The 24801-nt window shown below is 52.9% G+C and carries 27 protein-coding genes; all 27 read right to left on the bottom strand.

The features are described 5' to 3' along the window. Positions 1-118 precede the first annotated feature (118 nt). The 27 genes from B212_RS0107785 to B212_RS0107655 all read right to left on the bottom strand — a co-directional run bounded on the left by B212_RS0107785 (position 119) and on the right by B212_RS0107655 (position 24797). A complete protein-coding gene (locus B212_RS0107785) occupies positions 119-712 on the bottom strand; it encodes an anti-sigma factor family protein (RefSeq protein WP_019909997.1) in 594 nt (197 codons plus the stop codon). A gap of 5 nt (positions 713-717) precedes the next feature. Then, the gene (locus B212_RS0107780) at positions 718-1305 is read right to left on the bottom strand and encodes an RNA polymerase sigma factor (protein WP_019909995.1); all 588 of its coding nucleotides are present in this window, start codon (positions 1303-1305) and stop codon (positions 718-720) included. A 772-nt stretch (positions 1306-2077) separates the two neighbouring features. Beyond that, positions 2078-2818, bottom strand: a complete 741-nt coding sequence (locus tag B212_RS0107775; RefSeq protein ID WP_019909994.1) for an ABC transporter permease — start codon at positions 2816-2818, stop codon at positions 2078-2080. 17 nt (positions 2819-2835) lie between these two features. Next, on the bottom strand, positions 2836-3543 hold the full coding sequence (locus tag B212_RS0107770; RefSeq protein ID WP_019909993.1) for an ABC transporter permease: 708 nt from the start codon (positions 3541-3543) through the stop codon (positions 2836-2838). Then, positions 3540-4451, bottom strand: a complete 912-nt coding sequence (locus tag B212_RS0107765) for an ABC transporter ATP-binding protein (protein WP_019909992.1) — start codon at positions 4449-4451, stop codon at positions 3540-3542. Before B212_RS0107765 ends, B212_RS0107770 begins: the two co-directional genes overlap by 4 nt. Positions 4452-4576: 125 nt before the next feature. Beyond that, the gene (locus B212_RS0107760) at positions 4577-5689 is read right to left on the bottom strand and encodes a sensor histidine kinase (protein WP_019909991.1); all 1113 of its coding nucleotides are present in this window, start codon (positions 5687-5689) and stop codon (positions 4577-4579) included. Beyond that, the gene (locus tag B212_RS0107755) at positions 5686-6399 is read right to left on the bottom strand and encodes a response regulator transcription factor (RefSeq protein WP_019909990.1); all 714 of its coding nucleotides are present in this window, start codon (positions 6397-6399) and stop codon (positions 5686-5688) included. Before B212_RS0107755 ends, B212_RS0107760 begins: the two co-directional genes overlap by 4 nt. Positions 6400-6505: 106 nt before the next feature. Continuing rightward, on the bottom strand, positions 6506-7600 hold the full coding sequence (locus tag B212_RS0107750) for a prephenate dehydrogenase (protein ID WP_019909989.1): 1095 nt from the start codon (positions 7598-7600) through the stop codon (positions 6506-6508). A gap of 46 nt (positions 7601-7646) precedes the next feature. Continuing rightward, on the bottom strand, positions 7647-8744 hold the full coding sequence (gene hisC, locus B212_RS0107745; RefSeq protein ID WP_019909988.1) for a histidinol-phosphate transaminase: 1098 nt from the start codon (positions 8742-8744) through the stop codon (positions 7647-7649). A gap of 56 nt (positions 8745-8800) precedes the next feature. Further along, positions 8801-9622: a tryptophan synthase subunit alpha gene (gene trpA / locus B212_RS0107740; protein ID WP_019909987.1), complete on the bottom strand. Its 822-nt coding sequence runs from the start codon at positions 9620-9622 to the stop codon at positions 8801-8803. Then, positions 9622-10818, bottom strand: coding sequence for a tryptophan synthase subunit beta (trpB, locus tag B212_RS0107735; protein WP_019909986.1), 1197 nt, complete (start codon positions 10816-10818; stop codon positions 9622-9624). The genes trpA and trpB overlap by 1 nt, the downstream gene beginning before the upstream one ends. Continuing rightward, positions 10815-11495: a phosphoribosylanthranilate isomerase gene (locus B212_RS0107730; protein WP_019909984.1), complete on the bottom strand. Its 681-nt coding sequence runs from the start codon at positions 11493-11495 to the stop codon at positions 10815-10817. The genes trpB and B212_RS0107730 overlap by 4 nt, the downstream gene beginning before the upstream one ends. Further along, complete coding sequence (gene trpC / locus B212_RS0107725; RefSeq protein WP_019909983.1) at positions 11488-12318, bottom strand: indole-3-glycerol phosphate synthase TrpC; 831 nt, start codon at positions 12316-12318, stop codon at positions 11488-11490. Before trpC ends, B212_RS0107730 begins: the two co-directional genes overlap by 8 nt. After that, positions 12308-13348, bottom strand: coding sequence for an anthranilate phosphoribosyltransferase (gene trpD, locus B212_RS0107720; protein ID WP_019909982.1), 1041 nt, complete (start codon positions 13346-13348; stop codon positions 12308-12310). Before trpD ends, trpC begins: the two co-directional genes overlap by 11 nt. Positions 13349-13373: 25 nt before the next feature. After that, a complete protein-coding gene (trpE, locus tag B212_RS0107715) occupies positions 13374-14927 on the bottom strand; it encodes an anthranilate synthase component I (RefSeq protein ID WP_019909980.1) in 1554 nt (517 codons plus the stop codon). A gap of 349 nt (positions 14928-15276) precedes the next feature. After that, positions 15277-15648: a chorismate mutase gene (gene aroH / locus B212_RS0107710; protein ID WP_019909979.1), complete on the bottom strand. Its 372-nt coding sequence runs from the start codon at positions 15646-15648 to the stop codon at positions 15277-15279. Beyond that, positions 15642-16745: a 3-dehydroquinate synthase gene (aroB, locus tag B212_RS0107705; protein ID WP_019909978.1), complete on the bottom strand. Its 1104-nt coding sequence runs from the start codon at positions 16743-16745 to the stop codon at positions 15642-15644. Before aroB ends, aroH begins: the two co-directional genes overlap by 7 nt. A 2-nt stretch (positions 16746-16747) precedes the next feature. Continuing rightward, positions 16748-17917, bottom strand: a complete 1170-nt coding sequence (aroC, locus tag B212_RS0107700) for a chorismate synthase (protein ID WP_019909977.1) — start codon at positions 17915-17917, stop codon at positions 16748-16750. Between the two features lie 198 nt (positions 17918-18115). Then, positions 18116-18277: a hypothetical protein gene (locus B212_RS34945; protein ID WP_019909976.1), complete on the bottom strand. Its 162-nt coding sequence runs from the start codon at positions 18275-18277 to the stop codon at positions 18116-18118. 114 nt (positions 18278-18391) lie between these two features. Then, positions 18392-19198 (bottom strand): CheR family methyltransferase, encoded by an 807-nt coding sequence (locus B212_RS0107690; protein ID WP_019909975.1) that lies wholly within the window; start codon positions 19196-19198, stop codon positions 18392-18394. Positions 19199-19225: 27 nt separating this feature from the next. Next, positions 19226-19669: a nucleoside-diphosphate kinase gene (ndk, locus tag B212_RS0107685; RefSeq protein WP_019909974.1), complete on the bottom strand. Its 444-nt coding sequence runs from the start codon at positions 19667-19669 to the stop codon at positions 19226-19228. A 208-nt stretch (positions 19670-19877) separates the two neighbouring features. After that, complete coding sequence (locus B212_RS0107680; RefSeq protein WP_019909971.1) at positions 19878-20846, bottom strand: polyprenyl synthetase family protein; 969 nt, start codon at positions 20844-20846, stop codon at positions 19878-19880. After that, on the bottom strand, positions 20843-21703 hold the full coding sequence (locus B212_RS0107675) for a menaquinone biosynthetic enzyme MqnA/MqnD family protein (protein ID WP_019909970.1): 861 nt from the start codon (positions 21701-21703) through the stop codon (positions 20843-20845). Before B212_RS0107675 ends, B212_RS0107680 begins: the two co-directional genes overlap by 4 nt. Next, positions 21700-22308, bottom strand: coding sequence for a UbiX family flavin prenyltransferase (locus B212_RS0107670; protein WP_019909969.1), 609 nt, complete (start codon positions 22306-22308; stop codon positions 21700-21702). Before B212_RS0107670 ends, B212_RS0107675 begins: the two co-directional genes overlap by 4 nt. Next, on the bottom strand, positions 22305-23180 hold the full coding sequence (locus tag B212_RS0107665; RefSeq protein WP_019909968.1) for a UbiA-like polyprenyltransferase: 876 nt from the start codon (positions 23178-23180) through the stop codon (positions 22305-22307). The genes B212_RS0107670 and B212_RS0107665 overlap by 4 nt, the downstream gene beginning before the upstream one ends. After that, positions 23173-23925 carry a demethylmenaquinone methyltransferase gene (locus B212_RS0107660; RefSeq protein WP_019909967.1) on the bottom strand — a complete coding sequence of 251 codons (753 nt, stop codon included), beginning with the start codon at positions 23923-23925 and terminating at the stop codon, positions 23173-23175. Before B212_RS0107660 ends, B212_RS0107665 begins: the two co-directional genes overlap by 8 nt. 2 nt (positions 23926-23927) lie before the next feature. After that, on the bottom strand, positions 23928-24797 hold the full coding sequence (locus tag B212_RS0107655; RefSeq protein WP_019909966.1) for a heptaprenyl diphosphate synthase component 1: 870 nt from the start codon (positions 24795-24797) through the stop codon (positions 23928-23930). Positions 24798-24801: the final 4 nt, after the last annotated feature.

The raw sequence follows: 24801 nt of genomic DNA, 5'->3' as shown, positions 1-24801 counted from the left end.
ATGTAACACGAATGAATACAAATGTCTTCATGCTGAAGATTAATCAGGTATATTCATTCAGTCTCCGCAAAATAGAAAAACAAAAAAGCCCGCTTTACCCTTAAGGTAAGTGAGCTTTCTAATGTCTGCGGTAACGGTTCAGCCTGAACAATAAAAATATCGACAGCCCTACTCCCAGCATGGACAGCATCATCCAATATTGCGGGTGGGTTGGCCCCATGCTTACAACGAGCGGTTCAATAATGCCGCCTCCCGCTTCTGAAGCTGGATAAGAGGATGACCAGTCCAAAGACATGCCGGCTACACCCGTGTCCACAATACCGCTCTGGGCTGAAGTGGTATTATCAGGTGTTCTGAACATTGTGAAATAAAGAAAGCTGGAGATAAAAACCGCTAAAAAGCAGGCGATCCAAAGGCTCAGCCGACGGCGGAAAACGGCAGAATTCCCGGGAGACTTACCATCGCCAGGCAACAGCCAAGGACTTTCCAGGTAAATCCGCTCCATCACCCGAAGATTGACTGACTCCGCACGTTCTTCGCTGACTTCAATCTTTGCTGCTTGCAGAATCTCGCTGCTCTCCTGCCAGAGCGCCCACTCAGCGCTGCAGTAAGGACAGCCGGCAATATGCCTTTCCAGTTCAATCCGCTTCGGGTCGGTGGGGGGAGCGTCCCACAGAAGCGGAAAGGAATCCTGCGCTTCCCTGCAATTCATTGGCCTTACACCCTCTCAGCCTGCTCTTCTGCCTCAGGCTCATAAAAATAGGATTCGAGCTGGAGCTTCACACTGCTCCTGGCACGGAACAATAGTGACTTCACGGAGCTTACACTCTGATCCAAAATCACAGCAATTTCCTGATAATCCATCTGGTCATACTCCCTCAGAATAAGCGCCGAGCGCTGCTTCTCCGGAAGGTTATTGATCGCCTCACGAACCAGGTTCATCCGTTCTTTACGCAGCGCGGCCTGCTCTGGAGCCACTTCAGAAGGGGCTACAGGCGTATAGCCGCTCTCCTCCAGAGACACATTGCCGGAACGGTTCTTGCGCAGCTCGCTAAGCACCGTATTCCGGGCGATTGTGTACAGCCACGTTGAGAAGGATGCATCGACCTCCCGGAAGGAGTGAAGGCTGCGGAAGGCCTTATAGAAGGTCTCCGAGCACAGATCCTCGGCGAGCAGCTCCAAATGGGAATTCTTGAGCATATGATAGACAAAAGCCAGTATTTTACGCTGGTAACGCCGCATTAATTCTGAATATATTTCTGTATTTCCTTGCTTAATTAGCTGGATCAACTGGGAATCCGTCATGGTGAGATCGGCCCTCCTCGCCCTTGCACGTTTAATCCCGTCCGGTCCATACTTCCTTATACCGGGCAGGGCTCAAAAAGTTGCGGTAACATTCCAATTTCACAGCATTTAAACGCAGATACTTCCTATGTATATTCAGGCACCCCAAAAATAAGGCATGCATATCCACTGATTTCCATGCAACTGATTATCGGGTCCTTATGTATGTACCTGCTGGAAGTCTATAAACATACTAAGCTAGTATAACATATATTCCTACTGGATGACATTAGTAGACTTGAGCCGCCAGGAATAGCATTCTAAGCGCAAAATTGAGTCGAAAATAAACAACACTTAGTTCAAATTACTTTTGAATTAAGTGTTGACAAAATGTAAACGGATACATATAATAAAAGTACAGTATGGTTTCTCTCCACTCCTATCCAAAAACTACACGGTTCCAAGAAATTGTGAACTGTAACCGCTTATTATGTAAGCGGTCTTTTTTTTGTCCATTTTTACCGCCTGTTAGTGAAAAAGAATAAATACTTCTAATTTGAGGACGACCTATCAGACCCATCAGCAGCACGTGGTTAAGTTCAGGCATCTTATTGCTATTCCTTTTTCCCAATTCTGATAAGGCACGCGCGGGCATTCCCACACCTAATTGGGATACGCTTGATAATCATTCCCTCTCCGCACCAAGTAAATAGAGCCACACCAAAATCCCCTCCTTATTTTCCATAAATCAGTCAAACGAAAGGATTTTGGGTTTCAGTTTATAAAAACCTGTCTATAGCTGAGCCCCGCGCGTAAGTGAACGGCGGCCCGCCCAGATGTACAGCCCGGAAGTTACGGCTACAATAAGAATAAACGGAATTACCTCCAGCCGGGGGGACAAGGCCGTTCCTCTTGGATACATAGCATAGTAGGCCGTCGTAGACGGAAACCAGGCACCGATGGAAGCGTGAAGTCCGGTAAGCACAATGTTGGCGATAACGATCGAGGCCGATAAAATCAAGGAAGACACAAACGACCTCAACCGCGTGGATACCCACAATTGCAGCGCCGCAAACGGAAGTATGGCTAGCCAGCCCCCAGCCGTACCTATCAGCAATTCGGCAAAGTCCAAATCGTTCCCCAATTGAAGCAGCCCGCCCGCAAGCAGATACGTTCCGGCAAACAGCAGTTGAATCCAACCCAGCAGCAGCATCAGGGTTCCCAGTTTGGCAAAGTAAAGGCGGGAACGGCGGACAGGCAGACAATACAGTTGTTTCCAGCCTCCGTTCATATGCTCATAGCGGCAGAGAAGGGACGCGAGCACCCCCGTATACAGCGGATACAAAAACAAACCGTGAAAGCTGGACATATGCAGATAAAAGGTTTTCCACCCGTGTACATAAAAGCCGACAAAATTTTCTGAATTCAAGCTGTTAACTCCAAGCATCACCGTACCTAGAGCACCGGTGAGGAACAAGCTGACGATCACAGGATACTGCAGCTTCATCCGTTCGGCTTTTATCAAGCTTCCCATAATTACACCTCTTTTAATTAGAATTGTTTATTGTTGAAATGCAGCGCTCCAGCGGTAAGCAGTATCGCTCCCAGCCCCACGCTAATGGCAATCCACATCCCGGCACCTGGCATGAACGGGCTGGACAGGGTCGGATAGGCCCATGGCCACAGCCTGGCCCACACCGCCCCGCTGTCGCGGGCGATGAAGAGACCGGACACGGCCCCCAGGAAGCCGATGGACATCGGAATGGACTGGTTGGCGAGCTGTGTGGACAGCCACATTTGCAGCCCCAGCACCGCAGCGGAAGCAAGGAAGCTGTACATGATCTGTTGAATTAGAAATTGGAATGGCAACGGCTCTGAGGTATAACAAATCCATAGCAAAACCATTCCGCCAATAATCAAAAATGCGGTGCAGAGCAACAGGAGCAGAACCCAGATCGCCTTGGCCCAGTACAGATAAGGGCGCGCAACGGGCAGGGTCAGGAGCTGCTTCCAGCTATTGGATTCTTGCTCCACACCGGTAAGCATACCGGTGAACAGCGCGGTATTCAGCAGCATTACGAACCCCAGAAACAAATACATCACATTAAACGCACTATATACCCCTCCCGGGCCTTTCCTGAAATTGAGATACCATTCCAGGGCCATGAATGCGATGAACAGCAATGAGCTGATAACCGGCAGCCAGCAGGCCGCCGGTTTGAGCTTCATTCCTTCGGCCCGCAAAGCCCGCCAAATCATAAGCTTCCTCCTTTTCCTGTCAGCTCCAGAAACAGCTCTTCCAGCGACTTGCCGGTTTCCTGTACCTTCATTATCCCGTAAGGGCCCAGCAGCTTGAACAATTCCGCCTGTGGCACACTGCCCTCCTCCGCTGCTATCGACAGCATGTTGCCATCCCTCTCCACAATGAATCCTTGCAGCCCGGGCAGGCGGAGCGCTTCCTCCGGCGACTCCAGTTCGAACCGAAGCACCCTTCTGCCGAACCGCTCCAGCAATTCCAGAGCTCCCTGATAGACAAGCCTGCCGCCGCTGATAATGCCGATCTCGTCCGCAATCGAATCCACCTCGCTCAGCAAATGACTGGATAACATCATTGTCATTCCCTGCTCATGGGCCAGCTCCAGCATTAAATGGCGGATTTCCTGAATGCCTGCGGGATCGAGGCCGTTGGTCGGCTCATCCAGGATCAGCAGCCGTGGACTCCGAAGCAACGCGGCTGCTATGCCTAGCCGCTGCTTCATGCCAAGCGAATATCCGCCAACTTTCCGGTTCGCGCTTGAGGTCAGCCGTACAATCTCCAGCACTTCGCCGATACGCCGGTCGGGCAGCTCCAGCATTGTGGTCAGTATTTTTAGATTTTTGTAGCCTGTCAGATGCCCGTAATAGGAAGGATTCTCCACCAGTGAGCCGACCTTGCGCAGAATGTCCAGACTGTGTCCCGGCATTTCTTGTCCAAAGATACGGATCGTCCCGGCATCGGCGCGGAGCAGCCCCAGCAGCATTTTGATTGTCGTCGTTTTCCCCGCACCGTTCGGCCCGAGGAACCCGTATATTTTCCCTTCGGGCACCTCCAGGTTCACCTCATTCACCGACACCTGCTCGCCGAAGCGGCGGGTCAGCCCTTTTGTCTCCACTATAAGCTCTGGCATATCCTGTCACCCCATGTCTTTGATATGGGGATAATATTAGCCGCCGGAAGTAGCAGCCAGGTAAAGAAAAGTAAAAAATAAGTAAAAAAACAGGCCGGTCCCACTACAAGCGGGAGCCTGGCCTGCTATTTTGCCAAATCTAAAAAAAACGAAAAGTAAATAGTGATTTGTGTCCCTTGCTGCGGCCTGCTGTGTACAGTCATTCTGCCGCCGTGCCGTGTTACAAAATCTTTAGCCAGCGCCATGCCCAGACCGGAGCCGGTTAGCCTGGCCTGCGCCGACAGTAAGTTGTTCTCCCCCGCATTCAGCCGCTCCAGCGCCGCCTCGATTCCAGCCCCGTTGTCGCGGATCTCGACCAACAGCCCGTCCCGTTCCAGCCGTAGTTCCGTTTCAATGTGGCAGCCCGCTGGATTGTGAACCACCGCGTTCCATACCAAATTATGCAGCGCTCGCCGGATCAGGCGGCTGTCGATCTCGATCTGCTGTTCAAAGCCAGCGTCAAAAGCAAAGGTATGGCGCGCGGACAACGGATGCTCGGCAATATCGGCAACGATCTGCCTGATAAATCCGACCATCTCCACAGACTCCCGCTTGAGCGGAACCTCGGAGCTGTCCAACTGATAGGAAGCGTTCATATCTTCAATAAGCTGCTCCGCCTGGATTGCCTTTTGCTCCATGAGTGCGCCGAACTGGATAATTTCTACACTAGACCATGCATATTGATCAGTTGCCGCAAGCATGGAGCCGTACCCGCGAATATAAGCCAGCGGAGTTTTCAGATCATGCCGCACGCCGGCGATCCAGTTCTTGCGGTTCTCATCCAGCTCACGCCGTTCATACTCCGTACGCTGCAGCGCCCGGGTCAACGTAGACATCTGCCCGATAATTTCCTTAAAGAGCGAATACGGCAGCGCGATGCGGTTACCGGGAACAGGCCGGCCGCGCCAATTGCTCCGTAAAGGTTCGTCATATTGACCCTGCGCCAGCCGCTTCAGCCAGGTCAGCATATACAATACCGGCTTCGTCAAACTCCACAAATAAAGAACAACCGCAGCCAGGCTCAGGATCAGGAAGCTCCAGATTTGATAATGCCACATTGCGATCACTTTCAGCCACGGAATGATTTCCCTTGCAAAAGCAAATACGATAAACAAAACCAGCCAAGCCAATACCACGCCCAGAACCAGTGCCACTAAAAAAAGCAATAGCCGCAGGACGACACGAAGAACCCCTTTCATACCGGATTCACCGGCAAGGGGTTTGGAATGAATTTATACCCGAGTCCCCGGAAATTAACGATGTAGCGGGGCTGCTTCGGGTCCTGCTCTATTTTATTGCGGATCTTGGAAATATAGATAACAACCGTCTTATCATCGCCAAGCTGCATTTGGTCCCAGACCAGCTCATAGAGCTGTGCCGCCGTGAACAGCCTGTTCGGATGCTCGGCAAAAAAAAGCAGCAGTGCAAACTCCTTGGCTGTACAGCGAAGCTGCTGGCCGCGTACCGTCAGCCCGCCGGTATCCTTGTTGATTTCAAAATCGGCAAAAGTGTAACAGAAGGATGGAGCCTCCTGTATATACAGCCTCCTTCTGGCAAGCTGCGCCTTGATCCGCGCCACCACCTCCAGAGAGTTGAAAGGCTTCGTTATGTAATCGTCACCGCCCATTGCAAATCCGGTCAGCTTATCGTAATCCGCAGTGCGGGAAGTCAGAAACAGGATGGGGGCATTCGTCTTTTGGCGCAGCTCCAGACACAGCTCGAACCCATTGCAGTCCGGGAGCATCACATCCAGCAAAATAATATCCGGCCCCCTGCTCTCCAGCAAGCCCAGCGCCGCAGCTCCGGTGGAGACGGTGCGGACCGCCGAATAGCCTTCCCTGGCCAGCAAAAGCTCCAGCATCCCGGCAATTCCGGCTTCATCTTCTATGATCAATATCTCGTCGTTCATCGCCTGTTTTCCTCCTTTTGCCATCCTATTATACCGCAAAATGGAGTTTCTGCCAGATGAGGCGACTGTGAGGCGCACTAAAAAACCGGGGCTTTTCGCCCCGGCGCTATACATAAACGGTATAATCGTTGTTCTGCAGCAGAATCTTGGCCCGTTCCATATCGTTCTCCTGGCGGAAGGACAGGCGCATAATGCCCGGAACATCCTCACGGCTCTCGATAATCTGCACGTTGCTGAGGTTGATGCCCTGATCCCCAAGCTCTGTTGCAATACGCCCGATGATCCCCGGATGATCAGGAACATCAATATGCAAATCGAACAGCGGAGTGATCATCCCCTTGCGCCGTTCCGGCAACTGGCTGCGGAAATCATTCGCCTCATGGAATGCAGCCTCAATGCCTTCCCCATCCGCCTCTTCCAGCAATTGAACAAACGAGGAAATCTCCTCATTCCAATCCTTGAGCAGACGAAGCATGACCGGACGGTTATTCAGCAGGATATCGCGCCAGATAATCGGATCGCTGGAGGCAATCCGCGTTATATCACGAAAACCTCCGGCAGCCAGCGTACTGTACAAAGAGTCCGTATCGTCATAGGCCCGGATCTGATTGACCAGAGCCACCGCAATGATATGCGGCAAATGGCTGATCGCTCCGACAATCTCATCGTGGCGGCCAGGCTGCAGCCGGACGATCTGCGCCTTGGTATGTAGAAGCAATGCTTCAAGAGCCTGATAAGCTTCCTCCGGCACTCCGGGCGGCGGCGTCAGCACATAATAAGCATTCTCGAACAGCAGCGAAGAGGCGGCTTCCACACCGGAACGCTCAGAGCCAGCCATCGGATGGCCGCCGATGAAATGCACCCCGGGCAGATCAAGGGCCACTGCGCAAGCGGCAATCGTAGCCTTCGTGCTGCCAACATCCGTTATAATGCAGCCGGGCTTCAGCGGAAGCTTGCTTAGGCGTTGTAAATAGTCCTCCAGCATACCCACAGGCACACATAAAAAAATGAAATCGGCGTCCAGCGCCGCTTCCTCAATAGAAAGTGTGGCCTGATCGACCACACCTCTGCTGACGTATTTTTTTGCCGATTCAGGACGGTGGGCATGGCCTACAACGGTCAGGCCCTCCTTGCCTTTGAAGCAAAGGGCCAGTGAGCCTCCGATCAGACCGACACCGAAAATTGCTATTTTTGTCGTCATGTTCTTTGAACTACCTGCCTTCTATGAATTCGTCTTGCAGGCGCCCTTAGGCCCGCACTTCCTGTTCCTGAAGCACCTGCTCCAGAGCAGCGATAAATGCCTTATTCTGCTCCGCAGATCCGACAGTAGCACGAATATAGGTCGGGTAGAGCTGATGTCCCGCTCTGATAATAATCCCTCGCCGCAGCAAGGCATCAAATACCTCAACTGCCGGCTTCTGCACATCCACCATGATGAAATTGCCATGCGCCGGGAAAGAAGCCAGGCCCAGCCGTTTGAATTCATCCTGAAGCTGCACGATGCCCGCACTGTTCAGGCGGCGGCATTCCTGTACATACTCCTGGTCTGCCAGTGCAGCCAAAGCTCCAACCTGCGCCAGACGCGTTGTATTGAACGGCTCACGAACCTTGTTAATCAGGGAAATAATCTGCGGGCTTGCCACGCCATAGCCGATGCGAAGTGCTGCCAAACCGTAGATTTTGGAGAACGTCCGCAGTACAACCAGATTGGGATAAGCGTCCAGCAGCTTGATTCCATTCGAATAGGAAGGATCGGTCACATACTCGGAATACGCCTCATCCAGAACAACCATCACTCCGGCAGGAACCGCGTTCAGGAATTTGATCAGCGCCTTCTCCGGCACAATGGTTCCGGTTGGATTATTGGGATTGCAGATCCAGATCACTTTGGTACGGTCGGTCACCCGGGCCAGCATAGCGTCCAGATCATGCGTACCTTCTGCAAGCGGCACTTCTATGGAGACCGCACCTTCAATTTCGGCATTGCTTTTATATACAGAAAAGGTCTGATCCGCCATTATAGTCTCGTCTCCCGGCAGGAAGAACGCACGGGCTATCAAGGCGATAACCTCATCGGAGCCGCAGCCAAAAATAATGTTGTCGCTCTGCACTCCAAGGTGAGCGGCTACTGCCGCCGTCAATTCGGCAGCCGAACCGTCGGGGTACAGATACAGATTGTCGAGCTCCGCTACGATGGCGGCTCTTGCGCTCGGTGATGACCCGTATGGGTTCTCATTGGAGGCCAGCTTAATAACATCGTCTAAGCCAAGCTCCTTCTTGACCTCCTCGATAGGCTTCCCGGGCTTGTATACAGGGAGGTTAACGATATTTGGTTTCGGATTCATGAACGGTCCTCACTCTCCATAAATAGTAGAACTGCTTCAGCCCTGACAGCAGAGCGTTATGGTCTTAATTGTGCCACAAATTCACGAATTTGCAACAGCCCTTCACTTCGGGTGGCAGGATTGTCCAGCAGCGGAATGACATCCTCCACCTTGCGGACGATTGCGCTGCCTACCACTACACCGTCGCAGATACGGGCAAAACGGGCCACCTGCTCCCCGGTGGAAATGCCAAAGCCTACCGCCACAGGAAGGTCCGTAGCCTGGCGGACAGATGCGATAAATTCCTCTACTCCGGCATGAAAGCTGGAGCGCTCCCCCGTTACACCCAGCGAAGATACACAGTATACAAAGCCGCTGGCGCCGGACACGATTCTGGCGATGCGTTCGCTGGAGGTAGGCGCCACAAGCGGAATGAGATTCACCCCGGCAGCGCGGCTGCGCTCACGCATCTCCTCCGACTCCTCCACCGGCAGATCGGGAATAATCAGGCCGCTGATCTCATGGGCATCCAGCGCAGCAAAGAAGCTGTCCAGCCCCATCTGCATGACCGGATTATAGTAGGTGAACAGAATAAAAGGCAGCTTGCTGCCCGCCTGCCGGGCCTTCAGGGCCGTTTCCATACAGGTGCGCAAATGGATATTGCCGCGCAGCGCTCTGGAAGAAGCACGCTGAATGACCGGCCCGTCCGCAAGCGGATCGGAGTATGGGACGCCCAGCTCCAGAATATCCGCACCCGCCGCTTCCAGTTCAGCGATAATATCAAGGGTCGTCTCAAGATCAGGGTCTCCTACCGTCAGGAAAGGAATGAGTGCCGTCCGCCCCCCTTCCTTCAGCTTACGAAAGGTCAAATCCATCCGGTTCGTTGTTTCGGTTGTCATCACTTCCCCGCCCTTTCTGTGTAGGCCATGATCGACTCAACGTCTTTGTCTCCGCGTCCCGACAAGCAAATAACCACGATATCGTCCTTCGTCAGGGTTGGTCCAAGCTTCACGACATGGGCAATCGCATGAGCGGATTCAAGCGCCGGAATAATGCCCTCTGTAACACACAGCAGCTCCAGCGCATCCAGCGCTTCCTTATCCGTAACCGGCACATATTGTGCCCGGTGAATGTCCTTGAGATAGGAATGCTCCGGGCCAACTCCGGGATAATCCAGACCCGCCGAAATGGAATGCGCCTCCTGAACCTGTCCATGCTCATCCTGCAGCAGATAGCTGAGCGAGCCCTGGAACACTCCCTGGGTGCCTTTGCTCATGGTGGCTGCATGGAATGGAGTATCTACGCCTTTGCCGGCAGCCTCTACTCCGATCATGGCGACCTGTTCATCCTCCATGAACGGATAGAACATGCCGATCGCATTGCTTCCGCCGCCCACTGCCGCTACCAGCAGATCCGGGAGCCTTCCCTCAGCTTCAAGAATCTGGCGCCGCGTCTCATCGCCGATAATCCGCTGGAAATTGCGGACCATCATCGGATACGGGTGTGGTCCCACGGCAGAACCGAGTACGTAGAACGTATCCTCCACGTTGCTGACCCAGTAACGGAGCGCTTCGTTTCCTGCATCCTTAAGGGTCCGGGAGCCGGAGGTTACCGGGATGACTTCTGCTCCCAGCAGCTTCATGCGGAAGACGTTCAGCGCCTGGCGGCGCGTGTCCTCTTCTCCCATGAATACCTTGCACTCCATTCCCAGCAGCGCTGCCACTGTAGCCGTCGCCACGCCGTGCTGGCCTGCGCCGGTTTCGGCAATGACCTTGGTTTTGCCCATCATTTTGGCGAGAATGCCCTGACCGATTGCATTGTTGATTTTATGAGCACCTGTATGGTTGAGGTCTTCACGTTTCAAATATATTTTGGCTTCACCCAGACGCTTGCTGAGGCGCTCCGCATAATACAGCGGTGTCTCCCGCCCGGAATATTGCTTGAGCAAATAATCTACTTCCTTCTGAAAAACCGGATCAGCCGAATATTTGCGGTAAGCCTCCTCCAGCTCAATAAGCGCATTCATCAAGGTTTCAGGAACGAAGCGGCCTCCAAAAGAACCAAAACGTCCATTCTTGTCCGGTACTTGTATCATGATTGCTTCACCCTTTCCACAAAAGCTGTGATTTTGACGATATCCTTTATTCCATCGCTCTCTACTCCGCTAGAGACATCTACTCCATATGGTGCATAGCCCTCCAGCAGCTCATGCACATTATCCGGGTGCAGTCCGCCGGCTATAAATAAAGGCAGGCCGTACGCAGCGGCTGCCTGTTGATAAGCCGGAATCTTCTCCCAGTCAAAGGTCCGGCCGGACCCGCCGCTGCCTGACGGATCGTATGTATCCAGCAGCACGGCGTCGACGGCCCCGGCATAGGGCTTCAGATCATCGGAGCCGCCTGCAGCGGCCTCTCCCGCAATTCCTGCCACAGATAGAGCCTTCCATACCTGAACCTGTGGAAAAGCCTCTCTAACAGCCCGGCAATATTCCGCGCTCTCCTGACCATGCAGTTGGATCACATCCAGCCTCACGGTGGTTAGAAGCTCCTCCAGCTCCGCCAATGTAGGATTCACAAACACTCCTGCGGCAAGCGGAGGGTTCCCGTTCTCCCAGCCGGCAAGCTCGGCAACAAGCTTTGCCGCACGCTCAGGGCTTACCTTGCGGCGGCTCTCAGCAAATACAAACCCGACAAAATCCAGAGGTAATCGCTTCATAGATTTTAGCACTTCAACGTCCTGAAGTCCACAGATTTTTACCATTGTATCAGCCATGAGTGACACGGTCCTTCCCTTCGGGCAGCGGACCCAGCAGCTCATTCACAGCCTGTTCGACATCCGGCTTGCGCATCAGGTACTCTCCCACCAGGACACCTATAGCGCCGGTAGTTCTCAGATATTCGATATCTGCCGGTCCGGTTATTCCGCTCTCACTGATGACGGGAACACCCGCCGGGAGCAATGCGGCAAGCTCCGCTGTAGTGGCAAGCGCCGTTTCGAACGTGCGGAGATTGCGGTTGTTGATGCCCAGCAGCACGCCAGGATGCTGCGCCTTTCCGGTAGCCAGCACCGTTTCCAGTTCGCTGCGGTCATGTACCTCAATCAGGATATCGAGTCCGAGCGCTGCTGCGGTATCCGTGAATGCAATTAACTGCTCAGACGTAAGAATTGCTGCAATCAGCAGTATGGCATCGGCTCCAAGCAGACGCGCTTCATAGATTTGCCGTTCGTCAATGATGAAATCCTTGCGCAGCAGCGGCAGGCCTACCGCCGCTCTGACCTGCTGCAAATAAGCGCCGCTGCCTTGAAAGTAATCCTTATCCGTCAGGACAGACAAGCAATCGGCTCCGCCCGCTTCATATCCCTTGGCAATGGATACCGGATCGAAATCGGCACGAATTAGGCCTTTGGAAGGCGATGCCTTCTTCACCTCGGCAATCAGCCCCATCGACCGGTTACGGGAATGCGTAAGCGCATTGCGGAACCCTTTTGTAGGCGGCATTGCTGCAATTTGACGTTTGATTTCCTCCAAAGAAAAGGTTTGGCTTAAGGCTTCTACTTCTTTGATTTTGGTGGCGACAATCCGGTCAAGATACATATTCAAGCTCCTTCGTCATGGCTTTTAGCTGTTCCAGCTTCTGCAGCGCCGCACCGGAATCCACTACTTCTCCCGCTTTATCTACACCCTCTTGTAAAGTCTCAGCCAGTCCGGCAACATAAATGCACGCACCCGCATTGGCCAGTACAATGTCACGGTAAGGATTAAGCTCCCCCCGCAGGACTCCCATAATAATCGCAGCATTCTCCGCCGCATCTCCGCCCAGCACATCCTCAAGCGGATGCGTGCTGAGCCCCAGCGCCTGCGGTGTAATCTCGTAGGTGGTTACAACACCATTTTTCAGTTCGGACACCTGTGTAGGTGCCGAAATGCTGATTTCATCCAAACCGTCCAGACTGCTGACAATCATCGCCCGCTTTGAACCGAGCTCTTTCAGCACGCTTGCCACAATCTCTGTTTTGTCTCTGTCGTAGATTCCCATCAACTGGCGGTCAGCCCCTGCCGGATTCGTCAGCGGGCCGAGCATATTGAACACCGTACGTACGCCAAGCTCTCTCCGGGGAGCTGCCGCATGCTTCATCGACGGATGATAAATCTGTGCGAACAGGAAGCAGATGCCGATGCTGTCCAGACACTGCCGGGCCTGCTCCGCATCCAGATGAATGTTGACGCCAAGCGCCTCCAGCACATCGGCGCTGCCCGCCCGCCCGGAGGCGGAACGGTTGCCGTGCTTCGCCACTCTTACGGAAGCTGCGGAAGAAATGATGGCCGAGGCGGTGGAAATATTGAACTTATGAATACCGGAGCCGCCCGTTCCGCAAGTATCCAGCAGTTGTGAGCGTTCTGTAACCACATGCGTGCCGAATCCCCGCATTGCTTCTGCGAAGCCGGTGATCTCATCAACGGTCTCCCCCTTGATCCGCAGTGCAGTCAGCAGCGCGCCAATCTGCGCAGGGGAAGCCGCTCCTTCCATAATCGTCCCCATTATCTCACGCGCCTGCGGACGGGTAAGATTATGGCCCTCAATTAGACTTGCGATACCTGATTGTATCAATTGGCTTGCATCCATTGCTGTCTCCTCCTAACGATTATAATCAAGGCGTATATTCGTACATGTAATCCTGATTGATGACCTGCTTCTCTTTCACTTCAACCGGGAACATCGCTTCCGCCATCCGGATGGCCTTCAGCATCGCTTTGGCCTTATTGACCGTTTCCTCGTATTCCTTCTCTGGAACCGAATCCCAGACAATCCCCGCTCCCGCCTGCACATAAGCCCGCCCTTTACGAAAAATAATGGTCCGAATGGTGATGCAGGAGTCCATATTTCCTGAGAATCCGAGATACCCAATCGCTCCGGCATACGCGCCTCTTGCTTCCTGCTCCAGTTCGGCGATAATTTCCATCGCCCGCAGCTTAGGCGCACCCGAGACGGTACCGGCCGGCAGACATGAGAGGAAGGCATCGAAGAAATCTTTACCTGTGTCAAGGGTACCTGATACATTGGAAACCATGTGCATTACATGCGAGTACTTCTCAATTTCCATAAAAGAATCACATTTGACCGTACCGAACTTCGATACCCGACCCAGATCATTGCGGCCCAGATCGACCAGCATCAGATGCTCCGCCCGTTCCTTCTCATCCTCCAGCAGTTCTGCAACCAGTGTTCGATCCTCCGCTTCATTCGCGCCCCGCGGCCGCGTTCCGGCAATCGGCCGTGTCTCTACCCGGCTTCCGTCCACCTTGACCAGCGCCTCCGGGGAAGTGCCGACGATGATCTCCTCATCCATTTTCAGATAATACATATACGGTGAAGGGTTCAGGGTCCGCAGCATCCGGTACACGTGAAGGGGAGAAACTTCGGTTTCTATATGCAGACGCTGCGACAGCACCACCTGAAAAATATCGCCCGCCCGTATATACTCCTTAGCCCGCTCTACATTGCCCATATATTGCTCCTTGGTGAGGTTCGAATGAATCTCGCCAAGCTCGATGTCCTGGGGAATGCTGCGCCGGTTGACGTTTTCCTTCGGCCCTTCCTTTTGAAGCTCTTCCGCCATGTTCTCTAAGCGCTGGCTAAGCTCTTCATAGCCTGCGCGGATATCGGAATCCGTATCGCCGTCCTTGATGTGCAGGTTGCCCACCAGTAGAATCTGCTGCTTCACATGATCAAACACAATGATGCGGTCACAGAACATAAAGCGGATATCATCCATGTTCAAGTCATCCACCGCATGCGCGGACAGCTTCTCATAATACTGCAGGAGGTCGTACCCGAAGAATCCAATGGCACCGCCTGTAAAAGGAGGCATCTCGGCCAACTTGGGACTGCGGTAGGAGCGCAGCAGCGCCTTAAGCTCCTCGATCGGTTTGCCGAGCAGACGTTTCTTCTCACCGCCGACCTCGACATGGATCACACCTTTTTTGCCGGAGATCATCAGGAACGGGTCACTGCCGATAAAAGAATACCGCGCCCACTGTATCCCGCCTTCTACACTTTCCAGTAAAAATGCCCGGTCCTGCCCGGCAAAACGCTGGAACAGCCGGATCGGCGTCTCCATATCAGCGAGCAGCGTTTTCACTACAGGAATCAGATTATATTCCCGCGATAAGATCAGCACTTCTTCTACTCTTGGATTCGTCACTTGGGATACCTCCTTGGGATATAGGTTTATATTGTCCGAAACACAGAAAAACCTCTACCGAAGTAGAGGTTAATGGAAGTAAGTATGTGAAAAAGCGCAAATGAGCGACATAATACCAAGATCTAAAAATACACTTCTCCCATAACAGAATACAGCTATAGTGCAAACCTGCACTAAAGGGTATTCCAAAAAAAAGAGAATTGCATTACGTATGGTATGCCTGTACTCAACTAAAATTCTGCACTCTGCTCAACTATACTCATCTCAGCTAAACTAAACTCTGCTTCACTCGGCTAACTACACTATACATGATGGGGATAGATAATGGCAACCCCGCACAATGAATTTGTTACTTCTTCTGTGAGAGATCGGGACGAAGCCTCTGGGCCTCATTCAGATAGACATGGCGGATCTCCCGCTGTGATTTCTCCGTGTTCACCTGCACCATCAGCCGGATGCACTTCGGCAGCCCGCCCTTGACAGGAATTTCTACAGAGCACATCAACGGCACCCATTCCCAGCCTTCAATCTCACGAATGGCTCTTGCCGGAAAGGTGGCATCCAAATCACCCGTTACAGTAATCCACACACTGCATATATCCTCGGCGATCACATCATTGCGCTCAACAATCTCCCGAAGCAGCACAACCGTCTCACGCAAAATCTCGTTTTCCTCATTATGGACTACGGTTGTAGCACCGCGTATTCCCCGGTTCACCACGGGCTTCCCTCCTTCTTAAGCTGCGCGAGAACTTCTCGCACAGCACTCTGCTGCACCTCATTCACGATGCTGACGGCCCCGATGGAATCCGGTACGACAAAGGTCATCTTGCCTTCCTTGAACTTCTTGTCGTGCATCATTGCTTCCATCAGCTCGTCCTCGCTGTACTGCGCAGGCAGTCTTACCGGCAGCGAGAGTGCAGACAGCATGGAAACAGTATCCTCATAAATCGCCTGGTCGCGGCCAAGCTTAGCTGCGAGAAGCGCCGAACCGGCCATGCCGATAGCAATGGCTTCGCCGTGGAGAAATACGCCGTACCCTCCAACCGCCTCAATCGCATGACCGATCGTATGTCCCAGGTTCAGAATTGCCCTTTGCCCGTGCTCGCGTTCGTCATTGCCTACCACTGCGGCCTTAATCGCGCAGCCACGTTCCAGGGCGAAGCCGAGCGCCTCAGGGTTCAGGGCAAGCAGTTCACTTGCATGCCCACGGCACCAGTACGCAAATTCGCGGTCCAGAATCAGACCGTGCTTCACTACCTCAGCCAGTCCCGAAGCGACCTGGCGCGGCGGAAGTGTACTTAAGGTGTCCAGATCATACAGCACCATTGCAGGCTGATAGAAGGCTCCGATCATATTTTTCGCCAGCGGATGATTGACCGCCACTTTGCCGCCTACGCTGCTGTCATGGGCAAGAATAGTGGTGGGCATCTGAATAAAGCCTATTCCCCGCATATAGGATGCAGCTACAAAACCCGCCAAATCCCCCACTACGCCACCTCCAAGCGCCAGTACTGCTGAGCTGCGGTCCAGACCGGCCTGAATTGCGGTTGTAATAACCTCTTCATATACAGCCAGCGATTTGGAGGCTTCGCCTGCCGGGATAACATGGCTAACCACCGTGTAGCCGCGCTCCCGGAGCGAAGCTTCGACCATTGGCAGATAGCGTGGGCCGACTTCGCTGTCACTGACAACCAGGATTGGACTGCGGAGCGGAAATCCCGCTTCCACGCATCTGCCGCCGATTTCACGCAGCAGGCCGCTGCCGATATGAATCGGATAGGAGCGTTCACCTAAGCTTACTGTTATGCTGCGCATAATTAGTAGCTCTCCAATTGCGCCTGATAGCTGGCATAGTTGGCCCGGATTTCTTCCAGGGAATCGCCGCCGAACTTATCTAGGAAGGCTCTGGCGATTTCCCAGGCCACCACATTCTCCAGCACAACGCAAGCTGCCGGAACGGCACATGCGTCCGAACGTTCCACCTGGGCGGTGAAAGGCTCCTTCGTGTCGATATCGACACTTTGCAGCGGCTTATACAGCGTAGGAATCGGCTTCATTACGCCGCGAACCACAATCGGCATGCCGTTGGTCATTCCGCCTTCAAAGCCACCCAGGCGGTTGCTTGCCCGGTAGTATCCCCGGGAAGCTTCATACATGATCTCGTCATGGACCTGAGAGCCGCGCAGCTTGCCTGCTTCGAAGCCGATGCCGATTTCAACACCTTTGAAGGCGTTGATCGACATCACAGCTCCGGCAATGGCGCCATCCAGCTTGCGGTCGGACTGGACATGGCTTCCCAGACCAACCGGAAGGCCCTCAACGATGCATTCCACGATGCCGCCGATGGAGTCGCCTTCCTCCTTGATCTTGTCTATGTAAGCTTCCATCTTCTGCTCGGTTTCCTTATCCACGACCCGCACAGAAGATGCTTCCGTCTGCGCGATCAATTCATCAATCGGAAGATCATTCGCAGGCGCTTCAATTTCACCGATACGGATTACCTGTCCGGCAATCTTCACGCCGAACGCTGCGAGGAGCTGCCGGGCCACCGCGCCTACGGCTACTCTTGCCGCTGTTTCACGCGCGCTGGAACGCTCCAGCACATTACGCAGATCCGTCAGATTGTATTTCAATCCGCCATTCAGATCGGCATGCCCGGGACGCGGACGGTTCCCCCGCCGCTTCTCTTCGTCACTGCCGGGAATCGGCTCGATGTTCATAATATTTTTCCAGTGAGTCCAGTCATTATTCTCAACAACCAGTGCTACAGGAGCCCCTGTTGTGAAGCCATGACGCACTCCGCCGACGATCTGTGCGGTATCCTTCTCAATCTGCATCCGGCGTCCGCGTCCGTACCCTTTTTGCCGGCGCTGGAGCTGAAAATTCAACTCTTCGAAATTCAGTGTCAAATTGCTGGGCAGTCCTTCAATAATAGCTGTAAGCTGGGGACCGTGCGTCTCCCCCGCTGTCAAATAGCGTAAACTCATGCTGCGTTCCCCCTTCACACTTTTAAACTGTAAACCGCTAAAATGTTAAATGTCTTTGCTCATTATAGTATAGCGAATCGGCTTTGACAAGAAAGGGATACGGCTCAATTAAGTGACACCCGCCTGTAAAAGAACAGCGCCGCCCCTACTCTTTCGAGTAAAGACGGCGCTGCTGTGTGCCCCGGGCAAAAACTCCAGTCATCCGCCGATCCGCCGGCTCGGTGGATGAAAGTCTGCCTTGCTCTCCTCAATCGCAAGCAGCCGCTGGAGCTGCCGTTCTTCCATACCAAGGATTTGCCCGCATTCGCGGATTGTCAGAAAGCCCCGCTTGTAAGCCTCAATGACCTTGCTTTTGTCCATCTGAATTAACGACCTTTCGCATGGCACGTAATCTAATCTACTTTCAGTATCACTGAAAATATACAAAAGTATACGTAGCGGCATACGGTAAGCCTGTGGGGCAAGAATACGGATTTATGATTTCTTCCGATAGAAAAAGGTTTCCGTGGACTCGAAATTATACTGTGCCGGTGTGAAGATCTGCTCGGTGCTGCCCACGAACAAATACCCGCCCGGACGCAGGCTTGCCGAGAACTTGTGATATAGCTTATTCTTGGCCTCTTCCGTAAAATAGATCATCACATTGCGGCAGATAATCAAGTCGAAGCCGTCATCGAACTTGTCCAGCAGCAGGTTTTGCTTGCGGAAATCAATATTTTTCTTCAACCCTTCATTGACCTTGAACACCGGTCCTTCGGGTGCAAAATAACGTTCGGCCACATCTTTTGGCACATCTTTAAGAGAGCGCTCCAGATAGAGTCCCTGCTTCGCTTTGGCCAGTGCGCCGTCATCAATGTCTGTTGCCAGAATCCCGGTCTGCGCCAGAATATTTTTGTCAGACAGGATCATCGCCAGCGTATAAGGCTCTTCACCGGTTGAACAGGCGGCGCTCCAGAGCTTCAGCCTGCGGCCTGAGCGCTGCAGTTCGGGCAGAATAACATCGCGCAGCACCTCCCATCGGTTAGGGTTGCGCCAGAACTCCGAGACATTGATGGTCATGCGGTCCAGAAATTCATAGAATAACGCCTTATCCTTCATCATCGCGGCAAAAAAATCACTAAAAGAATTATAACCGTTCTTTGTCCGCAGCGTAGTTAGCCGTCGCTTCATTTGTGCTTCTTTGTATTGAGACAGATCAATTCCGGTGCTTTTGTTGACATTATGAATAAAACCGGTGTAATCCGGGTCCGCAATCGTCGATACTTCATCTCTTTCAGCCATATTACTCCCCTGCTTCCCGCCCGGCTGCTATATCCAGGCTGCGATGTCTTTATTGTAATCTGCCAATTCAGCCGGAGCGAAGAAATTCGCAATCTCGCGTTCTGCGCTTTCCGTAGAGTCCGAACCGTGGATCAGGTTAAGCGGCGTATGACTGGCAAAATCTCCGCGGATTGTACCCGGCAGGGCTTCCCCTACCTTGGTTTTACCGATCAGCAAGCGGGATAACGCCACGACATCATCACCTTCCCACACCATGGCAAATACAGGACCGGAGGTAATGAACCCCACCAATTCCGGAAAGAAATCTTTACCCTCATGCTCTGCATAATGTCTCTTCGCTTGCGCTTCTGTAACCGTAATCAGCTTTGCGGCAACCAGCTTAAACCCCTTGTCCTCCAAACGGGCGACGATCCGCCCGATCAATCCGCGCTGCACTCCATCCGGCTTGATCATCAGATACGTTTTCTCCATAGAGTCACTCTCCATTTTTTATTGTTCCGAACAAGTAGAAACGGCTACGCCGTCCTTCAAAAGGACGGTATCCGTTTCAGCGAGAAAGAGAAGGATAACTTATAGTGTGAAACATATAAATGCTTATCTTTTGAAAAATAAGCTGTTTTTCTGATAGTATCAGAAACCTTGCCATCTGTGAACGCTTAAATTTTGAACCCTTGGAAGCTTAGTAGGCCCGGCCTGTTACAAAATGGGCAATGTCACGCAGATTGCGCTTCGTCCGGTTGCTCGGCAGCTCGTCCAGCGCAGTCAGCGCTTTATTTATGTACTGTGAGGCCAGCTCCTCAGCGCGGGCGATGCCTTCACCTGAGAGAATCAGCTCAATGGCCCGGCCGACACTGCTGTGCCCTTCACGGATGGAAGCCAGCTCCTCCAGCAGTGCGCCGCGCAGCCGCTGATCCTCCAGACTGTAGATCACGGGCAGCGTGATGTTGCCCTGCCGCATGTCGCTGCCCGGCGGTTTGCCGATTTGCTTCTCTGTCCCGGAAAGATCGAGCAGATCATCACGGATCTGGAACGCCATGCCGACGTTATATCCGTAATTATAGAGCAGCCGGGCCGTCTCCGGCTCTGCGTCAGCAGCCAGTGCACCAAGCTGGCAACTGACAGCGATAAGCAGCGCCGTTTTGCGGCGGATTCGCCGCAGGTAGTGGCGCACGGTCTGCTCGGTATTGAAGAAGTCTCGGATCTGCTCCATCTCTCCGATTGACATTTCCACCATCGCTTTGGAGAGAATCTGGTGTATCCGGGGATTTTTCAGTTCTGTGGTCATAACCAGTGCCTTCGCATAAATATAGTCACCGGTATACATGGCGATTTTGTCGCCCCACTTCGCTTTGACAGTGGGCTCGCCGCGCCGCAGCTCCGCATCGTCGATTACATCATCATGAACGAGGGAAGCGCTGTGAATAAGCTCAAGCGGAATCGCCACACGCTTCATTTTCTCCAGATCGTATTGCCCAAATTTGCCGCCCATCAGCACAAATACAGGACGGAGCCTTTTGCCGCCTGCCTTCAGCAGATGAAGGGAGGTCTCGGTCAGCAAAGCGTCGTCCCCCTGCACACTGCGGTACAGCTCCTTTTCAATCTGATCCATATCCTTGTTAAGCATGCCGAACATTTGGATTCGTTTCATTCTTTCACCCGTGTCAGCAGATTGTGGCTCCAAAGCTCCATCTTCACTTCCTGCGGCAGCAGGCCCAATTCATAGGCATAGCGGAAATAGAGGTTCAGACCTTCCTGCTGCCTTTCCCCAAAGTCATAACTCAAATTACGAAAGTATCCGTCCCAATAGGCTGCCGTTCCCCCGATAACCCTGCACGCCTCACGGATAATGGGTGCCAAATCGTGTTGGCCGCGTCTCTTGCTCTCTACAAAAGCTTCGGCAATCTCGGCTATCGCCTGCGGTTTATCCTTCACAGCCTCACGGTTCACTGCCCAGACGGCAAAAGTCATGCTTAGGCCTGTCCACTCCTTCCAGAGCTGGCCGAGATCGGTAACGATATAGCCCTGATTCTGCCATGAGGCTCTGATCGCATTGTCGCCGATGAGCAGACAGGCATCAGCCTGAGCCATCATCGAATCCAGATCAGGAGCGGCGCTGACGTACTCCGGTTTGCCGCCAAACGCCTTTTCCATCAATACTTTCAGCAGATTGACCGAGGTCGCGGAGGTGTTCGTTACGGCAATCCGGCCTGAGGAAATCTGTTCCAGCGGCTTCCGCGAAAATAACAGAATGGATTTCACCGGACCGTCGGCGCTGACCGACAAATCCGGCAGCAGCAGCAGCCGGTCGCTGGCAGCGGCATAAGCGAAGGAAGACAAAGCGCCTACATGAATGCTGCCCTCCGCCATGCCCTGGTTAAGAAAGGCAGGCACTTCACTCACCATCTTCGCCGGGTACTTCAGCAAAGAAGGATCGAAATTGTGAAATACCGGCCATGAGTTGGTGTAACTAATTTTACCGATAACGGTATATTCCGGGCGGCTCATGCCTCTTCCCCCCATCTGCGAAATAACGTATGCTCGATATTCAAGCTGTCCAGCACCTTGCCCACCATAAAGTTGATCAAATCATCTACAGATGTCGGGCCAAAATAAAATGCGGGCATCGCCGGAATAATTTTCACCCCGAGCCGGGAGAGCTTCAGCATATTCTCCAAATGAATCGCATGAAGCGGCGTCTCGCGGGGCACCAGCACAAGCGGACGTCCTTCCTTCAGCATTACATCCGCAGCGCGCGTCATCAGATTATCGGAGCTTCCGTGCGCCACTGCAGACAGGGTTCCCATCGAGCATGGCATAATGATCATTCCCTCCGTGCGGAAGGAGCCGCTGGCAATGGATGCCCCGATATCAGCAGCAGGGTGATAATGAAGAGAACCGGGATAGCCCCTGAACTGTTCGTTCAAAAAGCCTTCCCGGTCTGTGACGGCAAAGCCCAGCTCTTCTTTGAACACGCGCCAGCCCGCACTGCTGATCACCAAATGAACCGAATGGCCGAGCGAGAGCAGACTTTCTATCAATCGGACGCCGTAAATGCTCCCGCTCGCACCGGTAATGCCCACCACGAATTGTTTCGGACTTCGTTCTGTCATTTGTAATACTGCACCACCAGGTCAATCAGAGTGAACGAGAATACGACAATGCTCAGCACGCCATTCATCGTGAAGAAGGCTGTCTGCAGCCGGCTGAGATCACTTGGAGATACAATATGATGCTCATAAAAAAGGATGATATAGGCTATGATCATTCCTGCCACATACCACCAGCTCAGGTCGGTCAAAAAGAGCAGCGAGACAAAGCCGATTCCCGTTAGAATGTGGAACACCTTAGCAATAGTTAGCGCACCCGCAACTCCAAAGCGGACAGGAATGGAATAAAGGCCTTCCTTCTTATCAAACTCAACATCCTGACATGAGTAAATGATATCGAAGCCTGCCGTCCAGAATACGATGGTGAAATAGAATACCATAGCCACAGAGTCCACTGTTCCTGTTACGGCAACCCAGCCCCCCAGCGGAGCCAGAGCGATGGTTAGCCCCAGAATCAGATGGCAGGCCCAGGTAAATCGTTTGGTGAAGGAATAAAAAACAAGAAGAAAGACGGCGATTGGCAGCAGCTTCGCTGACAAAGGATTCAGTTTAAAGGCCGCCCAGAACAGCAAAAAGAATGAAAACGCGATAAACAGAGAAACTTCTCCAACCTTGAGCAATCCTGCCGGAATCGCTCTTCCCGCTGTGCGGGGATTCTTGGCGTCACTGATCCGGTCGATCAGCCGGTTCAGCCCCATAGCCGCGCTGCGTGCGCCGAACATGGCGACCACAATCCAGCCGATCTGCCCCCAGGAGGGCAAAGAGTGGGACATAACAACTGAACCGAGCAATGCGCCCATAAATGCGAAAGGTAATGCAAAAACTGTATGCTCAAACTTGATCATTTGAAGAAAGATGCCGATTTTCTTAAACATTTGCGTTCTCCTTGAGCCCAATGTGTAGTGCCGCGATGCCTCCGGTCAAGGGGAAGGATTCCACTTTTTGCAGTCCGGTTTCACGGAAGATCACCTCAAGCTGCTCTCTGTCCGGGAACAGGGCCAGTGATTCGGGAAGCCATTTATATTGCTCATAGCGTTTGGCAAACAATTTGCCAAGCAGCGGAAGCACACGCTGGAAATAAAAATAATAGATGCCTTTGAACGGCTGCTTCATCGGTTTGGACAGCTCCAGGCAGACAACCATTCCCCCCGGCTTCACCACACGCTTCATTTCATTCAGCACCTGAACGGGGTCTGGCACATTGCGAAGCCCGAAGCCTATCGTTGCATAGTCGAAGGAATTGTCACCGAACGGCAGTTGCATGGCATTGCCCTGCACTAAAGAGATGCGGTCCTGAAGATTCCGCGCCTCCACCTTGCGGCGGCCGACCTCCAGCATCCCTGCGCTGAAATCAAGCCCTATCACGTTGCCGGTCTTGCTTGCATCAGCGAGGGCGATGCTCCAGTCGCAGGTGCCGCAGCATAAATCAACCGCTGAATCTCCGCGCTTCATTGCCATCTTGCGCATAGTGAACTTGCGCCAGGCTTTGTGGCGGCGAAAGCTCAGAATGTCGTTCATGATATCGTATTTGCCGGCAATGCTCTCAAATACGGAATGCACAAATTGTTCCTTAGGTTTGATGTCTTTATCACCTATTGTTGTAGTTTTCTCTATAGTCATTCCTAACCCTCCACAGCAGCTTGTCCGGAAATTTTCATCTGCAGGAGAAGGCGGTCAAGCGCAGCGCTAAGCTCGCTGATCAGGTTCTCATCCTTAACGCCTTGCAGCAGTCCCTGTATAGACTGGAGCGACCCGTGCAGTTTGTCCATCAGCAGGGAGTCACATTTAGATTTTAGCTTCAGCTTCTTCCAATCCTTGAGATCAAGGTCCTGCTCCAGGAGCAGCCGGCGTTCATCTTCTGTTGAGGTTTCCAACACTTTCCAGTAGCAATAGCCCTGGGTGGCGCTTCCCGCATCCGAGCCGCGCCGCAGCTCCAGAAGAGCGGTCTCACACTGGCTGAATTCGGCCAGCAGCATCTCCCACAGCTCTGCAAGCGAATCCTCAATCATCGGTGTAAAAGAAAGAAACAGCCTCATATTGAGCTGTACCGTGTGGCGCAGGTATTGTTCTGCCGATAGGAGCATCCCTTTCATTTTGCTGTACAAATGGGATTTCATTACATTAAAGTCTGCTATGGCTGTGCTTAGAACGCCCACCATCTCGATCTGCCCGCGCTTTGCCAGCAAGTGGTAGAACCAGCTACTGAAGTAATCTCCGGCCAGCACCTTGAGCTGACGGGACCGCATAGGATCATCCCCCGGCTCATCCTGCGACCGGTCGATACTCTCATGGGTATCCAGTCCAAGCTGCACAAGCCCGGTTACAAGTGTAAACAGCTCTCCATTCTGCGGACCGGCAGAAGAACTGTGGTTAAGAAAAATATATAACAAATGACCCCGCCCGTCTGAAAACGGCGGCAATTCCGCATGCCGCTGAATCATATCATAGTCGGTGTAAGGTTTAGCCAGTTGGGGTATGCGGTACGGTTTCATTTCA

Source organism: Paenibacillus sp. HW567, from assembly GCF_000374185.1.
Taxonomy (GTDB): domain Bacteria; phylum Bacillota; class Bacilli; order Paenibacillales; family Paenibacillaceae; genus Paenibacillus_AQ.
Note: the sequence above shows the minus strand (reverse complement) of the source record. Positions and strands in the feature narration are given on the sequence as shown.

Coding starts and splice junctions, on each gene's coding strand:
- B212_RS0107675 (WP_019909970.1), bottom strand. CDS start 21,703: ATGAGCCGCCCGGAATATACCGTTATCGGTAAAATTAGTTACACCAAC.
- B212_RS0107655 (WP_019909966.1), bottom strand. CDS start 24,797: ATGAAACCGTACCGCATACCCCAACTGGCTAAACCTTACACCGACTAT.
- B212_RS0107775 (WP_019909994.1), bottom strand. CDS start 2,818: ATGGGAAGCTTGATAAAAGCCGAACGGATGAAGCTGCAGTATCCTGTG.
- B212_RS0107785 (WP_019909997.1), bottom strand. CDS start 712: ATGAATTGCAGGGAAGCGCAGGATTCCTTTCCGCTTCTGTGGGACGCT.
- B212_RS0107660 (WP_019909967.1), bottom strand. CDS start 23,925: ATGACTATAGAGAAAACTACAACAATAGGTGATAAAGACATCAAACCT.
- aroC (WP_019909977.1), bottom strand. CDS start 17,917: ATGAGTTTACGCTATTTGACAGCGGGGGAGACGCACGGTCCCCAGCTT.
- trpA (WP_019909987.1), bottom strand. CDS start 9,622: ATGACAACCGAAACAACGAACCGGATGGATTTGACCTTTCGTAAGCTG.
- ndk (WP_019909974.1), bottom strand. CDS start 19,669: ATGGAGAAAACGTATCTGATGATCAAGCCGGATGGAGTGCAGCGCGGA.
- B212_RS0107665 (WP_019909968.1), bottom strand. CDS start 23,180: ATGTTTAAGAAAATCGGCATCTTTCTTCAAATGATCAAGTTTGAGCAT.
- B212_RS0107765 (WP_019909992.1), bottom strand. CDS start 4,451: ATGCCAGAGCTTATAGTGGAGACAAAAGGGCTGACCCGCCGCTTCGGC.
- B212_RS0107670 (WP_019909969.1), bottom strand. CDS start 22,308: ATGACAGAACGAAGTCCGAAACAATTCGTGGTGGGCATTACCGGTGCG.
- B212_RS34945 (WP_019909976.1), bottom strand. CDS start 18,277: ATGGACAAAAGCAAGGTCATTGAGGCTTACAAGCGGGGCTTTCTGACA.
- B212_RS0107690 (WP_019909975.1), bottom strand. CDS start 19,198: ATGGCTGAAAGAGATGAAGTATCGACGATTGCGGACCCGGATTACACC.
- B212_RS0107730 (WP_019909984.1), bottom strand. CDS start 11,495: ATGGCTGATACAATGGTAAAAATCTGTGGACTTCAGGACGTTGAAGTG.
- trpC (WP_019909983.1), bottom strand. CDS start 12,318: ATGTATCTTGACCGGATTGTCGCCACCAAAATCAAAGAAGTAGAAGCC.
- aroB (WP_019909978.1), bottom strand. CDS start 16,745: ATGCGCAGCATAACAGTAAGCTTAGGTGAACGCTCCTATCCGATTCAT.
- B212_RS0107750 (WP_019909989.1), bottom strand. CDS start 7,600: ATGACGACAAAAATAGCAATTTTCGGTGTCGGTCTGATCGGAGGCTCA.
- trpD (WP_019909982.1), bottom strand. CDS start 13,348: ATGGATGCAAGCCAATTGATACAATCAGGTATCGCAAGTCTAATTGAG.
- hisC (WP_019909988.1), bottom strand. CDS start 8,744: ATGAATCCGAAACCAAATATCGTTAACCTCCCTGTATACAAGCCCGGG.
- B212_RS0107770 (WP_019909993.1), bottom strand. CDS start 3,543: ATGATTTGGCGGGCTTTGCGGGCCGAAGGAATGAAGCTCAAACCGGCG.
- trpB (WP_019909986.1), bottom strand. CDS start 10,818: ATGATACAAGTACCGGACAAGAATGGACGTTTTGGTTCTTTTGGAGGC.
- B212_RS0107760 (WP_019909991.1), bottom strand. CDS start 5,689: ATGAAAGGGGTTCTTCGTGTCGTCCTGCGGCTATTGCTTTTTTTAGTG.
- B212_RS0107780 (WP_019909995.1), bottom strand. CDS start 1,305: ATGACGGATTCCCAGTTGATCCAGCTAATTAAGCAAGGAAATACAGAA.
- B212_RS0107755 (WP_019909990.1), bottom strand. CDS start 6,399: ATGAACGACGAGATATTGATCATAGAAGATGAAGCCGGAATTGCCGGG.
- B212_RS0107680 (WP_019909971.1), bottom strand. CDS start 20,846: ATGAAACGAATCCAAATGTTCGGCATGCTTAACAAGGATATGGATCAG.